Here is a 16,590-nt window from a genome sequence, read left to right as displayed (position 1 = left end):
ACCTCCACCATTCCGCACGAAGCCTCCCGGACGGTCGCCAACAACGCTCTCGGTTGGCCGCCCACAAGGTCCCGGGGTGGCCGGGGGGGGGGGGGGGGAGGGGGGGGGGGGGGGGGGGGAAACCCCCCCCCCCCCGCCACTACCTCAGTGGATCATCACCGGCGTGTCGAGGCGGCCGTCGCCCTCCTCGGCCGGGCCGCCCAGCTTCGCCGGCTGGCGCTTGCGGGGCAGGAATGCGATCGGGATGAACGTCAGCAGCACCAGGCCGAAGCCCACCCAGAACGTGGTGGCGAACGAGTCGGCCACGAATTCCAGGCCGCGCTGGATGACCGAGGGTTCGACCGGCATCTGCTGGCCGTGCTGGCTGGCGATCGCCGCCCCGGCCTCGGTGATCGGCTCGCCGGTGCGCGGGTTGTTCAGGCCCGGGATCGGCTCCGAGCCGTTGAGCCGGCTGGTCAGGATCACCGACATGATCGCGGAGCCGATCGAGCCGCCGATCTGCTGGAGGATGTTCACCAGGGTGGAGCCGCGCGCCACTTCATGGCTGGTCAGCGTGCGCAAGGCCGACGTCATGATCGGCATCATCGTGCCGCCCATGCCGAGGCCCATCACGAACAGGGAACCGCACAGCAGCCAGTACGACGTGTCTGTGCCGACCTGGGTGAAGGTGAAGAAGCCCGCTGCGATGAGCGCCATCGCGAACGGCACTGTCCGGCCCACCGGGATCTTGTCGGCCAGCATGCCGGCGATCGGCATCGTGAGCATCGCGCCGATGCCCTGCGGCGCCATCAGCAGACCCGCGTTCAGCGTGGATTCGCCGCGCACCTGCAGGAAGTAGCTCGGGAACAGCAGGCCGGCGCCCATGAACGCGATGATGAACACGAACAGCGAGATCGACGAGACGGTCAGGTTGCGGTTGCGGAACAGCCGCAGGTCGAGCAGCGGGTGCCGCGGCTTGAACGAGTACAGCACGAAGCCGATCACCAGCAGGGCGCCGACCAGCATCGTGGACCAGACCTTGGTGGCTGTGATCGTGCCGGTCTCCGGCAGTGACGAGACGCCGTACAGGAAAAGGGCCAGACCCGGCGACAGCATCAGCATGCCGACGAAGTCGAACGACTCCGACGACTCGGCGTTGTCCTTGGGCAGCGCGAAGAAGGCGTAGACGAGCGCGATCGCGCCGATCGGCAGGTTGATCAGGAAGACCCAGTGCCAGCTGGCCGCCTCGATCAGCCAGCCGCCGAGGATCGGGCCGCCGATCGGGCCGAGCAGCATCGGGATGCCGAGGACGGCCATCAGCCGGCCGATGCGTTCCGGGCCGGCGGCCCGGGTCATGATCGTCATGCCGAGCGGCATGAGCATGCCGCCGCCGAGGCCCTGGAGCACCCGGTACGCGACGAGCTGCTCGATCGAGTCGGCGGTGGCGCAGAGCACCGAGCCGAGCGTGAACAGCAGCAGCGCGAGCATGTAGAGGCGCTTGGTGCCGAACCGGTCGGCGGCCCAGCCACTGAGCGGGATCACCGTGGCGAGCGCCAGGGTGTAGCCGGTCATGGTCCAGGCGACCTGGGCGTACGTGGCGTCGAACTGGGTCTGGAAGGTCGGCAGCGCCACACTGACGACGGTGATGTCGAGGATCGACATGATGGCACCGAGGACCACCACGCCGGCGATCTTCAGCACGGCGGCGTCCAGCCTGTCGGGCGTCGCGGCGGCTTGACCAGTCACGGAGAGCTCCAGGTTGTGTCGGGCAGTGCGGCCGGCGTCAACGTGCTGCACGTCGGGGCGCGGGCCGTGCGCAAAGCGACGATGGTGCCACTGTCCCCGGCGGCCGGCATCCGCTTTTCCGGAGCCGGGGCCGAGCTACCGGGGTTATTCTGCCCTGTGGCGCGCCGGCGGGCGGGGAAGTCGTGCTACTTGAAGACGTGAAGCCCGCCACGTCTTCACATTCGCCGGCCCGGTCTACCGTCGGGCCGGGCCACCGGGGCCGGCGACCGAAATCAGGGTGGCGTGCATGGCGACCGAGTTCGCGCTCGACAACGAGATCATGGTGCTGGACGGCCGGGTGCTGGAGATCTTCCACAGCGGCACGGAGGAGAGCCTGCGGCTGCACGTGGCTCATCTGCGGATCAGCGCCACCCCGAACGGCGACGGCTTCAAGGTGCGCCTGGGACGGGCGTACGGCGACGACGACATCATGGGCGGGCGCCGGTGGAAGATGACCGCCGAGCAGTTCGCCGGGTTCCGCGCCTTCATCGCGGACGCCATCGCGGCCCGCGATCGCGGCCCGGGGCATTAACCCGACCGCGGCCGACCGGTACGGCGGGAGCGAACCATCGCGAGCCCACCGAGGACAACGGCGATCAGCCCCACCGCCACCGCCACGATGGCGCCCCCGAGTCCGTTGCCGGTGCCGACACCACCGTCGGACGTGGCGATGACGAGCCCGCCGAGCGCGCCACCCAGCAGTCCGGCCACCAGGGCGGCAACAGCCCTGGTGCGACCGGCGGGACGGGTGAGAGCCAGCCAGCCGATGACCACTCCCACGAGTCCCAGCACGGCGCCCGCGCTCGCCCCGAGCCGCCCGGAACTCATGGACGTGACGTCGGCGGCCATCGGGTGCGCCGCCGCGGGGGCGGCCGGGACGAGAGCCACCAACAGGAACATTCCGGCCCCGGCGATCGACTTCAGCACCTTCATGACAGCGTCCTTCCGATGTGTCCCGTCCCCGGATTCCGGGTTGAGCCCGATCATGTCGCCGGACGCACCGCGGGTCATCCCGCGGGAAGACGCACTTCAGGCTGCTGTCGCCGGCGTACCCGGCTGCCGCGGACGCCGCAGTCGACGGCGATCTACTGCCGGCGCGGTAGTTGCCGGGCCATGACGATGTGGACGGTGCCTACTCGGCCTCGGCGCGCAGGGCGCGGACAGCGGTTGCCATTCCGGCCAGCGCCGCGCGGTGGAAGCTGGGCCCGTACGAGACGCGGGCCACGCCGAGCTTTCGCAGCGTCGCCAGGTCGAGGTGTTCACCGGTGTTGCCGTTGACCGGGCACGCCAGTTCGGTGACCAGGGTGGCGACGGCGTCCTGGTCGCGTACCCCGATGGGGTAGACGCAGTCGGCGCCCGCGTCCCGGTAGAGCGTGCCCCGCCGGATGGTTTCCGTCAGCCGGTCCGGCTGGGGGATGCCGGCGGTGGGCAGGAAGGTGTCGACCCGGGCGTTGATGACCAGCGGGACTCCGGCGTCGTCGGCGGCGGACCGGACGGCCGCGAGCCATTCGGCGTGGGCGCCGGCTTCCTTCAACCCACCGGCCCGGTGGTCGGTGTCCTCCAGGTTGCAGCCGGCGGCGCCGATGTCCAGCAGGCGGCCGACGAGCTCGTGCGGCTGCATGCCGTACCCCGCTTCGGCGTCCACCGTGACCGGGACCGGCACGGTCCGGATGATGCGTTCGGCCGCGGCGAACATCTCCGGCCAGGGCGCCCCCTCGCCGTCGGGATAGCCGAGCATGGACGCGACGGCGTTGCTGGCGGTGGCGACGACCGGGAAGCCGGCCTCGACCACGACGGCGGCGCTGGCCGCGTCCCAGGCGTTGGGCAGGACGAGCAGCTCTCCGCTGTGGAGCTCGCGGAGCCGCTGGGCGCGGGCTTGCCGGGCGGGCAGATCAGCAGGCATGGAAGTCCTCCAGGTTCGGGGTTCAGCCGAGGGTGCGCGGCAGGCCGAGGTACGGCGCCACCGTGGCCTCGGAACGGGTGATCTCACAGATACGGTCCCCGGCGAGGCCGATGACCTCGATGCCCGCGAGGCGGGAGATGCCGGTGACCGGGTCGCGACGGTACTCACCCCAGGCGGGCTGGCCGTTCGCGCGTACCGGAATCAAGCGGTCGGTCTCCGGCCGGCGCGCGCCGACCGCCGTGAAGAAGGCCCGCGCGGCGTCCGCGCCGTGATATTCGAACGGCGCCGGCGGCATCCGCAGCCACACGTCGTCGGTCATCAGCGCGACGAGCCGGTCGACGTCGAAGGCGGTGAACGCCGAGACGAACTTTTCGAGCAGCTCACGCTCCCGCGGGCCGTCCGGCGCCGGCGGCGCGGGCCGATCCGGCCTGGTCCCCGCCATCGTCGCCCGGGCCCGCTTCAGCGCGCTGGTGACGGCGTCCGGCGTGAGACCCAGCAGGTCGGCGGTCTCGGCGGCGCGGTAACCGAGCACGTCACGCAGCAGCAGCACGGCACGCTGATTGGGCGGCAGCAGCTGGACCGCGGTGACGAAGGCCAGCGAGATCGCTTCCCGCGATTCGTAGCGGGCCTCGGGCCCGGGGGCCCGGTCGGCGAAACCCTCCAGCAGGGTGTCGGGACAAGGCTGCAACCAGAAGACCTCACCCGTACGCGTCGGCTCGGGCACCGCCGCCGGAAGCGCGACGGGCGGCGCGGGCCGGCGCTTCGCGGACCGCAGGTGATTGAGACAGCGGTTGGACGCGATCCGGTACAGCCAGGTGCGCACGGAGGAACGTTGCTCGAACCCCTCGAGGCCGAGCCAGGCGGCAAGCAGCGTCTCCTGCAGGAGATCCTCGGAGTCCTACAAGGAACCGAGCATCCGGTAGCAGTGCGCCTGCAGCTCCGCCCGGTACGGGGCGACCAGCTCGGTGAAGGCGTCATGGTTGCCCGCCCGCGCCCGCCGGATGAGTTCCGCCGTCACGTTACCCTCGCATTCGTCGTCTACTCGTACAGACACCAGCCGCCGCGGAAAGTGGGCGGGCCTCACCGACCGGCCCGCCCCTGCGGCATCCGCATGACCGCGTCCACGGAGAGCAAAATGCTGACACTGAGCCACCTGGAACGCGTCGCACCGGCGCTGCTTCCGTACCGGTCCGCCACCGCCCGGCCGATCGACTGGGACCTGCTGCAAGGCGCCCTGGGGATCACTTTTCCCACGGACTTCCGGGAGTTCGCGGACCATTATCCGGCTCTGTCGATCGACGACTACCTGACCATCCGGGTGCCCGACCCCGGCCACGAGCACCAGTACGTCAGCGGCGTGGCCAGCATCAACGACATCCTTGCCGACCTCACCGAGGACTACACGTTCCATCCGGCGGAGCAGGGCCTGATTCCCTGGGGCAGCTCCAACCAGGGCGACTTCTTCTTCTGGCGCCCGACCGGCGCGGATCCCGACCGGTGGCCGGCCGTCGTCTTCTCGTCGAACCTTGAGTGGTGGGAGCAGGAGGGCGGCATGCTGTCGCTGCTGGTCGGTCTCATCGACGGCTCGGTCGAGCACTGGGGCCTGCCGGCGTCCGTGCCGGGCCCGAACCCGAGAATCGAGCTCTAGACCGGCCGACCGGCCTCACCCATCGACCTCCGACTATCCTTCAGCACGTTTTCTTGTCATGATGGGAGCGCTCCCACGACACCGTCCCCCTGAAGGAAGCGCATGACGTCACGAACTCTCCGCATCGCTGCGGCCGCACTCCTCACCGGCGTGCTGACCGCCGCCGGCAGCGCGCTCACGACACATTCAGCGAGCGCGCACGGCGCGGTTTCGGACCCCGTCACCCGAGCCTACGACTGCAACCAGCGGTGGCAGAGCCCGAGCGATCCGGGCATGCAGTCGCAGGACCCGATGTGTTACCAGGCGTACCAGGCCGACCCGAACGCCATGTACAACTGGAACGGACTGTTCCGCGAGGGCGTCGCCGGCCGCCACCAGGCCGCCATCCCCGACGGCACCCTGTGCAGCGGCGGCCTGACCGCCGGCGGCCGGTACGCCGCGCTGGACGTGCCGGGCCGGTGGAACGCCACCAGCAAGCCGAACAGCTTCACCCTGAAACTGAACGACCCGTCCAGCCACGGCGCCGACTACCTGCGGATCTACATCACCAGGCAGGGCTTCGACCCGCTCACCCAGAAGCTCACCTGGGGTGCGCTGGAGCTGGTCACCGAAACCGGGCGGCAGGCCCCCAGCCAGACGTACACGGCACAGGTCAACGCCGGCAACCGCACCGGCCGGCACATCGTCTACACGATCTGGCAGGCCAGCCACCTCGACCAGTCGTACTACGCATGCAGCGACGTCGTGTTCGGCGGCGGCACCGACCCGGGCCCCACCCCCAGCGGTCCCACGCCGACGAGCCCGGCCCCGACCAGCCCGGCGCCGACCACTCCCCCGCCGAGCAACCCGGGCCCGAGCGGCTGCGACGCGACCATCCGGACGATCAGCCAGTGGCAGGGCGGCTACCAGGCCGAGGGCCAGGTGCGCGCGGGCGCCAACGGCACCCGGGGCTGGGCGGTCTCCTTCACCGCCACGGTCCAGAACGGCTGGAACGCCAGCTTCAGCACCAGCGGATCGTCCACGGTCGCCAGCAACGCCGGCCACAACGGCACGCTGGCCGCCAACGGCACGGCGACCTTCGGCTTCCTCGGCACCGGAACGCCACCGGCAACGGCCACCTGCACCGCGTCCTGACACCAGGCACTCAGCACATCGCGGTCCCCGCCGAGTTCCCTCTCGGCGGGGACCGCGTTGCTCGTCCGGACCTCCTGAATCACGTCCCGGGTGGCGTGCCCTCGTCCGCGGCCGCCAACTCGATCCGCTCGGTATGGCTCGCTCCGATGACCTCGATGCCTCGGGTTCCGATGTCAGGACCTGCTGGAGGCTGCGGACCACATCACCCTTCGACCCCTGTCGCAGCGTCGGCATCGCATTGCCGTCCGGAAGCGCCTTCCACGTCGCGGCATCGACGGCGCCGGTGACCGGCAGACCCTCCGCCGTCTGGAAGCCCTTCGTCGCGGCTTCCGTCCCGGGCCCGAACTTGCCGTCCACGACGAGTGCGGTGTTCGGGGTACGCCGCAGTGCACGTTGCGCCTGACTCACTGTGTCGCCGGTGTCGCCCGGACCGACCGTCGACATTCCCCCGTTGGTCATGCTGCTCCTCGCCTGGCGGAGTGGTGTTCCTGCAGGTCGATGCCCCGGTGGAGAATGGGCGACGGAGCGCGGGAAGAATGGCCTCGTGTGCCGATGAACGCCGTCCCATCATCGGCGTCCATGGATGTCTGGTCAATCGTCCCGCCGACACGGATGGTGCGGACGGCGCGGGCGCGGTGGCTTCTCGCGATTCTCAGAGCCAGCCGTTGCCCCGCGCGTGGATGATGGCCTCCGTGCGGTTCGCGACGCCCCAGCGCCGATAGAGCGCGCGCAGAACTCGGAACATCATCCTCTCGGAGTAGCCGGCGTGCTGGGCCAGCCGGGCGACGGTGAAGCCGTGGGCGAGCTGGCGGATCCAAGCGATCTCGGTCTCGGTGGGCACATGTTCCATCGGCGGCCGGCGCCGCGGAGACGCCAGTTCGCGTACCACGTCGACCGGCAGCACGATGCGACCGCGAACGGCCGCCGACAGCACGCTGCGCACGGTCTCGGAGTCCGCCTCGCGGGCCAGCACGCCCACGGCCCCGGCGGTGAGCGCTCGCACGGATCGCGTCACGTCCCCGTTCTCGATCACGGCAATCAACGTGGCCTGCGGCCGGGCGTCGTGCAGCTTGGCGAGGAGGGTCCAGTCGGCCGGGACGAGCAGGGTCAGCAGGATCAGGTGCTGGCCGGCTTTTGCGGTCCAGGCCAACAGGTCATCGGGCGACTCGACGTCGTAGCCGACGCTTCTCATTGCCTCCGCGACTCCGTTGCCGAACATCGGAAGCGGATCCGAGACGGCGATCCGAGACGGCATCCGGGATGCCTCCACAGCACGATTCTGCAAGCTGCTCCTACCGTCCTACACCGGCACGGACGGTGCCAGAAGGCGGCAGCGGACGCGGCATAGCTGCGACAGGGTACCGCCATCGACCACGGCGCCCTGACATCGACGACGTCATAGACGCGCAGAGTGTCGACGCCGTAACTTGAAGTGCAAGTAACTCGGCGTCGCCATTTTCCGTCCGTGTCGAAGCTATCTGTCGCGCCTATCCGGCGCGCGAATCCGATGCGGACGGCGGCCTCTTTCAATTGCGGCGGATTCCTCAGTCCGACGCCCAATCACTTGACCGAGGAGTGATTACTGTGGTCAATGAGAACTTCGGGCGCATTGACCCCGGTGACGTGCCCACGAGCGGAAAGGGCTGGCGGCGTGGCGTCCATGTCGAGCGGCGCCGACCCAAGCGGGATCAGGCGCTGACCGGCGTCGTGATCCACGTCAACCGGGTGGGTGTACGCAAGCTCAGGGTGCGCTGGACGGACGGCTCCATCAGCAACGTGTCCGCGCGATCAGTGCGGCGCCTGCGCTGACGCCGGCTAGGCCGGGCCGAACGTCGATCGTGAGCCGCGGGCCACCTCCGTCATCGCGGCAACCAGGTCGTCGTCGGCCTGATCCCCGAAACCGGCGAGGAGGATCGTGTTCCGATTCACGGCACCCGGGGCGTCGGTGATCCGGCGCGCGCACTCGAATGCTCGTCCGGCCTGCGCAAGGCGCCTCGCCTGCTGTTCCACCTCAATCAGGGCCAGCCCGAAATAGGCCAGACCCCGGGCATCCCATGCCAGATAGTCGTTCCGCTCCCGGTTCACCTGATCGCCGGCCACGTCCTCGGCGGTCAAGAAGGCGAGCCGGGCCCGGACCCGATCATCTCGACGGAATGCGGCGATGCCCAGCAGCCCGTTCGCCCCGACCGCCCGTGGCCCACGGTCCAGCCGGGCACTGATCTCCGCGGTGTCGAGAGCGTCACCGTCCCGGTCGAGACAAAGGTAAGCGAGACCGAGGTTGAGATTGGCCTGCCGGATCAGGCGCGGGTCCCGGGTGAGCACCCCGATCTCGGCGGCCTGCCGCGCGGGCTCGATGGCTTCCTCGGCCGCTCCGGAGTCGATGAGAACGGCAGCCTCGCCGTTGAGGCAGAGCCCGAGGCCGAGTTCGTTCCGGTTGGTGGCGACGGACGCCACCGAGCCGCCTTCGCGAAGCAGCTCAAGCGCCGCCTCCGGTTCGTCAACCTGACCGAGGACCCAGGCGTTGTTGGCGAGGAGCGTGGGCAGGATCTGCTCGCGGTCGGCCTTGGACAAAGCGCCTGCCGAACTCCGCGCCTCGGTGAACGCGCGCAGAGACTGCGCGTGGCGGCCGGTCCGGCCGAGGCTGAGCGCGAGACCCGCTTGGGCGGCGACCAGATTGCGCGGTGTGCCGCCGACCAGCCGGCACTGCCACACGTGACGACGGAACAGCCGGCGGGCAAGAGTGAACCTTCCCGCTTCGAACTGGACGGTGGCCATCTGGATGTCGAGGGTGGTGCGGGCCCGCGGGGAAAGCCAGGAGCACTGTCGGCGGGCCTCTCTGAGCTCGGTCAGGGCAGCCGTGACGTTTTCCTGCTGCTGCAGCGCCGCCACCATGCGCCGGCGGTTGTCCGCTTCCTCGGCGTCTGTTCCCACGCCGCCTTGGACGGCGCGCCGCCACTCCAGCAGGGCGTCACTCTGTCCCCAGGGACGGAGATACTCGTCCTCGATGTGATTCATGACCTCCACCGCGCGGTGATAGTCCCATGCCCGGATGCGCAGGTCGATCTCGCTGAAGTGCGGGCGGAGGTCGAGCAGGTCGGTGACTTCGGCCCGCTGTTCCCGCTCGAAAAACTCGGCGGCGCGATACAACAGCGCGAAGCGGGTGAGCGGGGGCCGCGGACGACGGTGATCGTTGAGCTCGCCGGGCGGCATGCCGGCAAGCACCCGGGCGCTTTCCGTGAGCGGCAGGAAATAGTGCCCGTGGTCGTGGCGTGCGATGCGTCGGTCGTGCAGGCCACGCAGCACGGGACCGCTGTCGACGCCCTTCACGGACGGGTTCAGCAGGAAATCGACCGCCGCGGGTGGCACAGGCCGGCCGAAGGCCGCGAGTGCCTGCACGACCCGCTGCTCGGTCCGGTCGAGTTTGCCGAAGGTCCGATCGAACAGTGTCATTGCCACGTCCTCGGATGCGACCCGGCCGAGCTCGTCGAGGAGGCGGAACACGGACCTGCCGGGCTCCAGTCGCAGCAGGCCGACGAACAGCTCGAGGGTGCGCGGGTGCCCCTGGCTCACTTCGAACATCCACTGCCGGTACTCCTGGCTTTCCTGCGCCAGCGCGGAAAGCCCCAGCACCGCGGTGCGGTCCATGGCGGTCAGGAACTTGATGGTGTCGTCGAACGGAAGACCGCGATCGAGCGGGATGAACCGGACGTTCGCCGGCAGCTCGCGACGGATCCGCAGTGGCGGTCCGTCGGCGACGGTGAGGACCAGCGTGACACCGTGGCCGGAGCGGCCGGCCAACTCCCGGACGAACGCGCCCAGGTCGCGATCCCGAATATCTCCCTCGGCGTTCAGCAGGTGTTCCGCGGCGTCGAGGACGACCACGACCGCCGTGCCGGTCAAGGCCGTGAGCACTTCGGTGAGCTTCTCCCGCCACTCGATCGGGTCCGTCAGGCGTTCGGTGAGCCGCGCCCGATCATCGCCGTCCGGGAGGGTCCGCACGAGGTCCAGCAGGAGCGCCGCCACGTTGATCGGCCGGTATCCGTCCGCCGAGAGGTATACGACGGCGTCCACCTCGGCACGCGCTCCGGGCCCGGCGAGCCGGCGCCGGAGCTCCGCCGCGAACGCCGTCTTGCCGGCGCCGACCGCTCCGTGCACCACGACCACCCGGGTCGAGACCTCGGCGATCGCGTCCTCCACGTCCTGCATCTCGGGCACCCGGTCGTGGAACTCGCCCTCCGGAGCGGCCGGTGCCTCGTTGACCAACCGAATGTCGCGGGACGAGATGGTCTCCCCAGTACGGTCCGACGGCTCCGGCCGGTCGCGATGGGCGCTGGTGCGGGTGGTCCGGCGCGTCTCTTCCTCCAACCGCACGCGTAGATCACGGTTGTATTTGTCGAGCCTTCGCCGCAGTGGCTCGGCCGCCTGTTCCGCCTCCGGCTCGGTCTGCGACAGCCTCTCGGTGATCTGCCGCCGAACCTGTTTCGGCAACGAGATCTCGGTGATCCGGCTGGTGAGCTCGGTGAAGCCGGCGTCGCCCGCCTCCACCATGTCCGGCAGCTCACCCAGCGACAGGGCCATGGCGTCGATCTGAACGTGGATCACCGGAATGCCGCCGGTCTTCGCGGCGTCGATGCGGCGTCGGCAACCGAAATCCTGCAGGCTGCGCTCGGAAACGAGGTAAACGAACACGTCGGGAATGTGCAGGCTGTCGTCGTGCGACTTACGGCGCTCCTCCTCGTGCAGCAGGACGTGGACGGTCCAGCTCAGTTCGCCGTCGTCGGCGTATTTCGTCAGCCGCTGGCGCAGCTCGTAGGCGTCCGCCCGGTCGGCCGGGGCCGAGATCAGCGAGGCGATCACCTGGTCCGGCGCTTCCTCCGCTGCCGGCTGAGGCGGGATGAGCTCGTCCTTCTCCGCGATCCGCAAGAATTCCGCCGCGGCCCGCGCCGCGACGCGGAAGAACCAACGCCGCGCGGGATCCGGGTGATTCTTGTAGCTGGTGTTCCGCAGCGCGCCGGCCAGCAAGGAGAGCAGGTACTGGATACGCCATTCGGCAAGGAAGCGCCGGGGCGGTCCGGCCGCGCGCTGGACCGCACGAAGGGTTTCACCGGTCGCCACTGGTCCGGGCCCGAACCGGCCGGCACCATCGAGGAGCATCCGAAGCAGGACTTCCGCCTCGTCCGCGCTGGAGATGGTCTCCAACTCGGCCGCGGCAACCGAAAGGGACAGCGCCACCAGGTCCCGCGTCAGCGGCGCCGCGGGGTCGAAAGCCGCCAGGTCGACGATCCTGATGTCCTCCGGTGCCGGGGGCACGAACGGCTCGCCGTACACCGGCTCCCGATGAGGGACGAGGATGTTTCCCCGATGCAGGTCGCCGTGGCTCAAGCCGTACAGGTACTCGACCAGTACACGCCCTGCGGACAGCCCCGAGCGGACCATCGCGATGGGGTTGGGCAGCCGCTCGCCGTCGTCTGCCGTCGGCGCGCCGATCCACTCCGCGCCCCGCTGGGCCAGGCCGTTGCCGACCGCCCAATCCTCGATCTTGTCGATCGACTTGCGCAGTTCCAGCCGCAGGTAACCCCGGACGATGTCCCGGGAAAGTGTCGGGGCGTCCGGCCACCGATCGCCGTTCCATTCGGTCAGAACGAGGCGCGCCACGGCCGCGCAGCAGACCGCTTGCACGTCATCGCCGTATTTGTCGACCGGACGATAATCGACCAGGTCTCCGGCGATGTCCTGGAACATGATGAAGCGACCGTCACCGACCGGCCAGGGCTGCCCCCTCTGCCGCACCAGATATCGTTTCGCGAAGTCCTCGTTCCGCCGCCAAGCCTCCGCGTGCAGGCCGGTCTCGCGCTCGTCACCAGCGGGGACGACCTTGACAATCAACTTCTCGGACCGCAGACCCCCACTGGGGTGCGACGCCTCGAAGAGAACGGCCGTCACGACAGCGCCGGTGTAGCCGGACGCACTCCACTTCTGCTGCGGTAGGCGCACGAAGCCGTAGTCGGCCCGCGCCCACTGTCGCAGCGCCGCCGCGACCTGCGGATCCAGCAGCGAGGCGAGTTCATCCGGGGCATCTCTACCCGAGGCCGCCGTGGGTGCCATCGATCGCTGCCTCCCTCTGCCGTCAGCGCAGGGCCGGTAGATCTTCGTGGATACGCCGATCGCCCAGCAGGAACGCCGACTGCGGGCTGATCAGGTACCGATCGCAGCGCCCCTCCTCGATGTCGGTGGACCGGACCAGCACAATCGCGGTCTCTGCTGGGTCCCGCCCCAGTTCGAACAGGCGGCGCAACAGCTGCGCGGCCTCCGGGGAGTCGGCGACCACGTCGTACACCTCGAAGGACCGCACCGTCCGGTACGGCTTACCCGGCGTCGGCCGCGGCCCGTCGAGGACGGCGCGGACCTTCTCGAAGCGCAGGTTCGCGACCAGCGGTACGAGCTCCGGGTGTCCCGCCTCAGCTAGTTCCTCACGCAGCTCGCGGCGAAGACACTCGGGCCCGGACTCGCGGGAGGTGCCGCCGTCGTACCAGCGCAGAAAGCCGATGCCGTGTCGCGCCGGCACGAACCCGCGCAGATCACGACTCATCGTCGCGTCACGGCCGGCCGGGCGCTGCTCGACGAACCCCACCGCGTCCAGAGCCGCGGCAGCCCCGTTCGTGTACTTGACCACCCCGCCCGGCGGTCCGTACGCATCGGGCCGGAAAGGCTGGTGGATCAGCACGTAACCGTCGTCGTCCTTGACCCGTAGCAACGCCGCGACCGACACCCGCAGCCGTCCGAACGGAAACAGGGTGACGCGCAGCAGTGCGAGGTGGCGCCGATGCCGCCAGATCAGCCCGCCGACGGCGAGCAGACCAGCGGTGATCAGGCCGGCGACGATGTTGACGAGCACGCGACACCTCCTGGGCGGCGCGGGCATCAGCCCGCCGCGGCTACGGAACGCGACAAGCTCGATGCTGCCGGTGAGATTGACTTCCGTCAACACGCCTTATCGGCGGACTTCCGCACGCCGGGACCGCGCTTCCTATCGCTGGCGGTGGTTGGTCGTCGCGGTGTGGCTGCTCGCGCTCGGTGTGGTGGCGCTGCTCGCCGTCAGGTGGCAAGGCCGCTGCTGCGCTCGACGTTCCGCATGCTCATCGACTCCTGCGACGACATGACGGTCGCCGCTGAAGCCGTGAACGGCGAGGAAGCGGCCACCCTGGCCCGGCTGCACCGGCCGGACATGGCGCTGATGGACATCTGGATGCCGGTCGTCGACGGGCTGGCCGCTGCCTGTCCGGTCCCGGCGTCCGCGAGCTGCCGCAAGGCTCACTGGGCGACGCTGACCGACCGGGAGCGCGAGATCACTCCGTGGCCACGGCCTGTCGACCAAGGAGATCACCGAACGTTGGTCGTGAGCCCGAGGACGGCCCGCACGCACAAACAGCGCCCACCGCAACGCGCAGCGAAGCGCCCGCGGTGGCCGACAACCGCAACGCCGGCCCGCACGCACAACGGCGCCCACCGCAACGCGGGGCATCCGGGGGCTCGGCCCCCGGAGCAGAAATGACGAGTGCCCCCGGTCCGCGCTTTCCGCGGACAGGAGGCACCTGGGACTCGTGGGCGATACTGGGATCGAACCAGTGACCTCTCCGGTGTGAACGGAGCGCTCTCCCGCTGAGCTAATCGCCCTCAACGGAGTCAGACTGTACCGGAACCCGGGCCGCGCGCGCGAACCAGGGTCCCGGCGCGTCAGCCTCCGGTGATGAACTTCCAGATCACCGCGGCCAGGTCGATGCCCATGGTGAGTTTGACCGACAGCCAGACCACGGCCGAGATGAAGATGAAGCCGGCCAGGCCGATCAGGGCGCGCATCGGCAGCGACTGTTTCAGCACCCAGTGGGTCCAGGCCTGGACGTGCTTCTTGGTGAAGTGCAGCAGTCTGCGGGCCCAGGCGAACTCGACGGCCAGGATCGCCAGGCCGAGGATCACGATGGCCCAGCCGGGTCCGGGGAACGGGATCAGCACGATGCCGACCGCGACCACGACGGTCCCCAGGACGCCGACGCCGATCTTCAGGGCGAGCCGGCCGGTGGGTTTGGCGCGGATCCGGTCCAGGATCCCCGGAGGTGAGTGTTCCTCGGGTGGGGATTCGGTCAGGGGTTCCGATTGGGACATCTCGTTCACTTTCGCGGCAAAGATCGCGGGCTCCCGGTCATTTCATCCCCCAGTGTTCCCCGCCCCCGTCACTACCCGGGAGGAATGGACGTTACCGGAGTGAGTCAACTGCTGGGCCACCCGACGCCGGGCGAAACCGAGTACATGGGCAGAACAGGTCAAGATACCGTTTAACGCCTCCTCCGGAGAGCTTATCGGAAGCGCCTTCCCACTACTGGGTGAGATCAGCGTATGGCGGAGCGTAATGACAGGGATCACCTGAGTATGGGAAACGCGGGGTTCACCAGCCTCGCAGCGGTGCCGGGGGGAGTCCGTCCATGAGTACCATTCGTCCAACGACCGTCGAGGTCGAAACCTCGCTGCGGCTCGTAGCGCCAGATGCCACGGCTCTGCCCGTGCGCGCCAGTCTGCGGTACGACCCAGCCGACCCGTATGCCGTGCACGTGTTGTTCCACGCGGAATCAGCCGGTGGGGAAGCCGTTAGCTGGTCCTTCGCGCGTGAACTGCTCGTGACCGGGCTCGATGAGCCGGCGGGTATCGGGGACGTCCGGGTGTGGCCGTGGGCCACGCCGCGGGGCGACTTCGTGGCCCTCGCGCTGTCGTCGCCAGACGGCAACGCATTGTTCGAAGTGCCGCGCAGTGTCCTGGTCCGGTTCCTACGGCGCACCTATGTGGTGGTGCCGCGGGGCCGGGAGTCCGATCACCTGGACGTGGACGCGGCGGTCAACCGGCTGCTCGCCGGTCGATAGCGACAGGAATTACCGGGGCGACCCGCGCGGACACTGCCGGTCCGCGCGGGTCGCCTTTTTGCCGCCCGGGTCCGGGAAACGGACAGTCGGCGGATTGTCGCCGAATCCCGGGCACAAAGCGAATAGCACGACCGACCGTACTTAATGTCCGATTTGACCCTTGATTTCTGACCCGTGACACCGATATCAGGCGTCGCCGGCACTCACACGTGCGTCCCTGGTCACGGCCCGATACGGTCGGCTCGATGGTCACCTCCACCGCGCGTCCGAGCAGGTCCGCACCCGCCCCGAACTGGGCGGGCGTGGGCACCTGCACGCTGCCCGAGACCGACCTGGCGACGCCGCGCCCGGCACCGCGCCGGTTGCCGTACCACCTGCTCGCGCTGACCACCGCCGGGCACGGCACCGTGGAGATCGACTTCGTCCTGCAGCGCTGCCGGCCCGGCACCCTGCTCTGGATCCGGCCCGGTCAGGCGCTGCGCTTCGGCATCGAGCCGGGGCTGGACGCCTCCCTGGTCTCCTGGGACCGGGATCTGCTCTCGGCCGCCGACGTCACCGGCGTACCGGTGGATGATCTGCCCGGGCCGAACCGCTGGCAGCTGGCCGGCGAGGACGAGGACGCGGTGATCACCGAGGTCGCGCAGCTCGGGGTCGACTGCGCCCGGCACACCTCCGGACCGGTCGCGGCCGCGCTGCTGCAGCATCAGCTCGCCGTCCTGCTGCTGCGCATCGCCCTGCTGACCAGCGGCGACGACCGGCGCACCGGGACCACGAGCGCCGAGAGCCGCACGTTCGCGAGGTTCCGCCGCGAGCTGGAGGACGGCCACCCGCACAGCCGGCGGGTCGAGGACTACGCCGCCCGGCTCGGCTGCTCGGTGCGCACGCTGACCCGGGCCTGCCTGGCGGTCACCGGCCGCACCGCGAAACAGGTCGTCGACGACCGGGTCGCGCTGGAGGCGCGCCGGCTGCTGGCCTGCACCGAGCTGTCGGTGGCGGAGATCGGCCGCCGGCTCGGCTTCGGCGAACCGACCAACTTCGGGCGCTTCTTCCATCGCGAGGCGGGCCTGAGCCCGGGTGCCTTCCGGGCCGGCGCGGCAGCGGCGATGCCCACCCAGGTGGCCGACGACGTGGCCGACATCGGGGCCCGGGTCCCGGCCCAGCGACTGGCCGCTGACTGAGCGTGATGCCCGAATTCCCATTATTCCCGGGGTGCGCGAGGGTCGCGGGCTTCG

General features: G+C 69.8%; 14 protein-coding genes, 1 tRNA gene and 2 pseudogenes. 7 read left to right on the top strand and 10 right to left on the bottom strand.

Annotation, left to right across the window (positions count from 1 at the left end; genetic code table 11):
* Nucleotides 1-144 precede the first annotated feature (144 nt).
* Nucleotides 145-1,725, bottom strand: a complete 1,581-nt coding sequence (locus tag ACZ6S4_RS26160; RefSeq protein WP_465477432.1) for a DHA2 family efflux MFS transporter permease subunit — start codon at nt 1,723-1,725, stop codon at nt 145-147.
* 286 nt (nt 1,726-2,011) lie between these two features.
* Here ACZ6S4_RS26160 and ACZ6S4_RS26155 point away from each other — a divergent pair, with 286 nt between their 5' ends.
* On the top strand, nt 2,012-2,296 hold the full coding sequence (locus tag ACZ6S4_RS26155; RefSeq protein ID WP_465477431.1) for a hypothetical protein: 285 nt from the start codon (nt 2,012-2,014) through the stop codon (nt 2,294-2,296).
* Here ACZ6S4_RS26155 and ACZ6S4_RS26150 read toward each other — a convergent pair.
* The 3 genes and pseudogenes from ACZ6S4_RS26150 to ACZ6S4_RS26140 all read right to left on the bottom strand — a co-directional run.
* Nucleotides 2,293-2,697, bottom strand: a complete 405-nt coding sequence (locus ACZ6S4_RS26150; RefSeq protein WP_465477430.1) for a DUF6223 family protein — start codon at nt 2,695-2,697, stop codon at nt 2,293-2,295. The genes ACZ6S4_RS26155 and ACZ6S4_RS26150 overlap by 4 nt on opposite strands.
* Nucleotides 2,698-2,896: 199 nt before the next feature.
* Nucleotides 2,897-3,667, bottom strand: a complete 771-nt coding sequence (locus ACZ6S4_RS26145; protein WP_465477429.1) for an isocitrate lyase/PEP mutase family protein — start codon at nt 3,665-3,667, stop codon at nt 2,897-2,899.
* A 22-nt stretch (nt 3,668-3,689) separates the two neighbouring features.
* Nucleotides 3,690-4,553: pseudogene (locus ACZ6S4_RS26140) on the bottom strand (RNA polymerase subunit sigma-70); the annotation flags it as partial.
* A 249-nt stretch (nt 4,554-4,802) separates the two neighbouring features.
* On the opposite strand from ACZ6S4_RS26140, the gene ACZ6S4_RS26135 reads away from it, so the two are divergent.
* Nucleotides 4,803-5,315: an SMI1/KNR4 family protein gene (locus ACZ6S4_RS26135; protein WP_465477428.1), complete on the top strand. Its 513-nt coding sequence runs from the start codon at nt 4,803-4,805 to the stop codon at nt 5,313-5,315.
* Between the two features lie 102 nt (nt 5,316-5,417).
* Nucleotides 5,418-6,449: a lytic polysaccharide monooxygenase gene (locus ACZ6S4_RS26130; RefSeq protein ID WP_465477427.1), complete on the top strand. Its 1,032-nt coding sequence runs from the start codon at nt 5,418-5,420 to the stop codon at nt 6,447-6,449.
* Between the two features lie 261 nt (nt 6,450-6,710).
* Here the strand turns inward: ACZ6S4_RS26130 and ACZ6S4_RS26125 are convergent.
* Together ACZ6S4_RS26125 and ACZ6S4_RS26120 are read right to left on the bottom strand one after the other, a co-directional pair.
* Nucleotides 6,711-6,893 (bottom strand): annotated as a pseudogene (locus ACZ6S4_RS26125) (peptidoglycan-binding domain-containing protein); the annotation flags it as partial.
* Between the two features lie 208 nt (nt 6,894-7,101).
* Nucleotides 7,102-7,641, bottom strand: coding sequence for a DNA-binding response regulator (locus ACZ6S4_RS26120; RefSeq protein ID WP_465477426.1), 540 nt, complete (start codon nt 7,639-7,641; stop codon nt 7,102-7,104).
* 392 nt (nt 7,642-8,033) lie between these two features.
* Here ACZ6S4_RS26120 and ACZ6S4_RS26115 point away from each other — a divergent pair, with 392 nt between their 5' ends.
* Complete coding sequence (locus ACZ6S4_RS26115; protein WP_465477425.1) at nt 8,034-8,258, top strand: hypothetical protein; 225 nt, start codon at nt 8,034-8,036, stop codon at nt 8,256-8,258.
* 6 nt (nt 8,259-8,264) lie between these two features.
* On the opposite strand, the gene ACZ6S4_RS26110 is transcribed toward ACZ6S4_RS26115, so the two are convergent.
* Entirely contained in the window at nt 8,265-12,554 is a 4,290-nt protein-coding gene (locus ACZ6S4_RS26110; protein WP_465477424.1) for a tetratricopeptide repeat protein, read from the bottom strand.
* 22 nt (nt 12,555-12,576) lie between these two features.
* On the bottom strand, nt 12,577-13,344 hold the full coding sequence (locus ACZ6S4_RS26105) for an SMODS-associated NUDIX domain-containing protein (RefSeq protein ID WP_465477423.1): 768 nt from the start codon (nt 13,342-13,344) through the stop codon (nt 12,577-12,579).
* Nucleotides 13,345-13,548: 204 nt separating this feature from the next.
* Here ACZ6S4_RS26105 and ACZ6S4_RS26100 point away from each other — a divergent pair, with 204 nt between their 5' ends.
* Nucleotides 13,549-14,001, top strand: coding sequence for a response regulator transcription factor (locus ACZ6S4_RS26100; RefSeq protein WP_465477422.1), 453 nt, complete (start codon nt 13,549-13,551; stop codon nt 13,999-14,001).
* A 50-nt stretch (nt 14,002-14,051) separates the two neighbouring features.
* On the opposite strand, the gene ACZ6S4_RS26095 is transcribed toward ACZ6S4_RS26100, so the two are convergent.
* Both ACZ6S4_RS26095 and ACZ6S4_RS26090 read right to left on the bottom strand, forming a co-directional pair.
* Nucleotides 14,052-14,123 (bottom strand) — tRNA-Val (locus tag ACZ6S4_RS26095).
* 60 nt (nt 14,124-14,183) lie between these two features.
* On the bottom strand, nt 14,184-14,609 hold the full coding sequence (locus tag ACZ6S4_RS26090) for a TIGR02611 family protein (RefSeq protein WP_465477421.1): 426 nt from the start codon (nt 14,607-14,609) through the stop codon (nt 14,184-14,186).
* Nucleotides 14,610-14,926: 317 nt separating this feature from the next.
* Here ACZ6S4_RS26090 and ACZ6S4_RS26085 point away from each other — a divergent pair, with 317 nt between their 5' ends.
* Complete coding sequence (locus tag ACZ6S4_RS26085; RefSeq protein WP_014446635.1) at nt 14,927-15,358, top strand: SsgA family sporulation/cell division regulator; 432 nt, start codon at nt 14,927-14,929, stop codon at nt 15,356-15,358.
* A 245-nt stretch (nt 15,359-15,603) separates the two neighbouring features.
* Nucleotides 15,604-16,536 (top strand): helix-turn-helix domain-containing protein, encoded by a 933-nt coding sequence (locus ACZ6S4_RS26080; RefSeq protein ID WP_465477420.1) that lies wholly within the window; start codon nt 15,604-15,606, stop codon nt 16,534-16,536.
* Nucleotides 16,537-16,590 lie beyond the last annotated feature (54 nt).

Source organism: Actinoplanes sp. NPDC051405 (assembly GCF_055586185.1).
The sequence above is the reverse complement of the archived record's forward strand: the minus strand, read 5'-3'. Positions and strand labels throughout refer to the sequence as shown.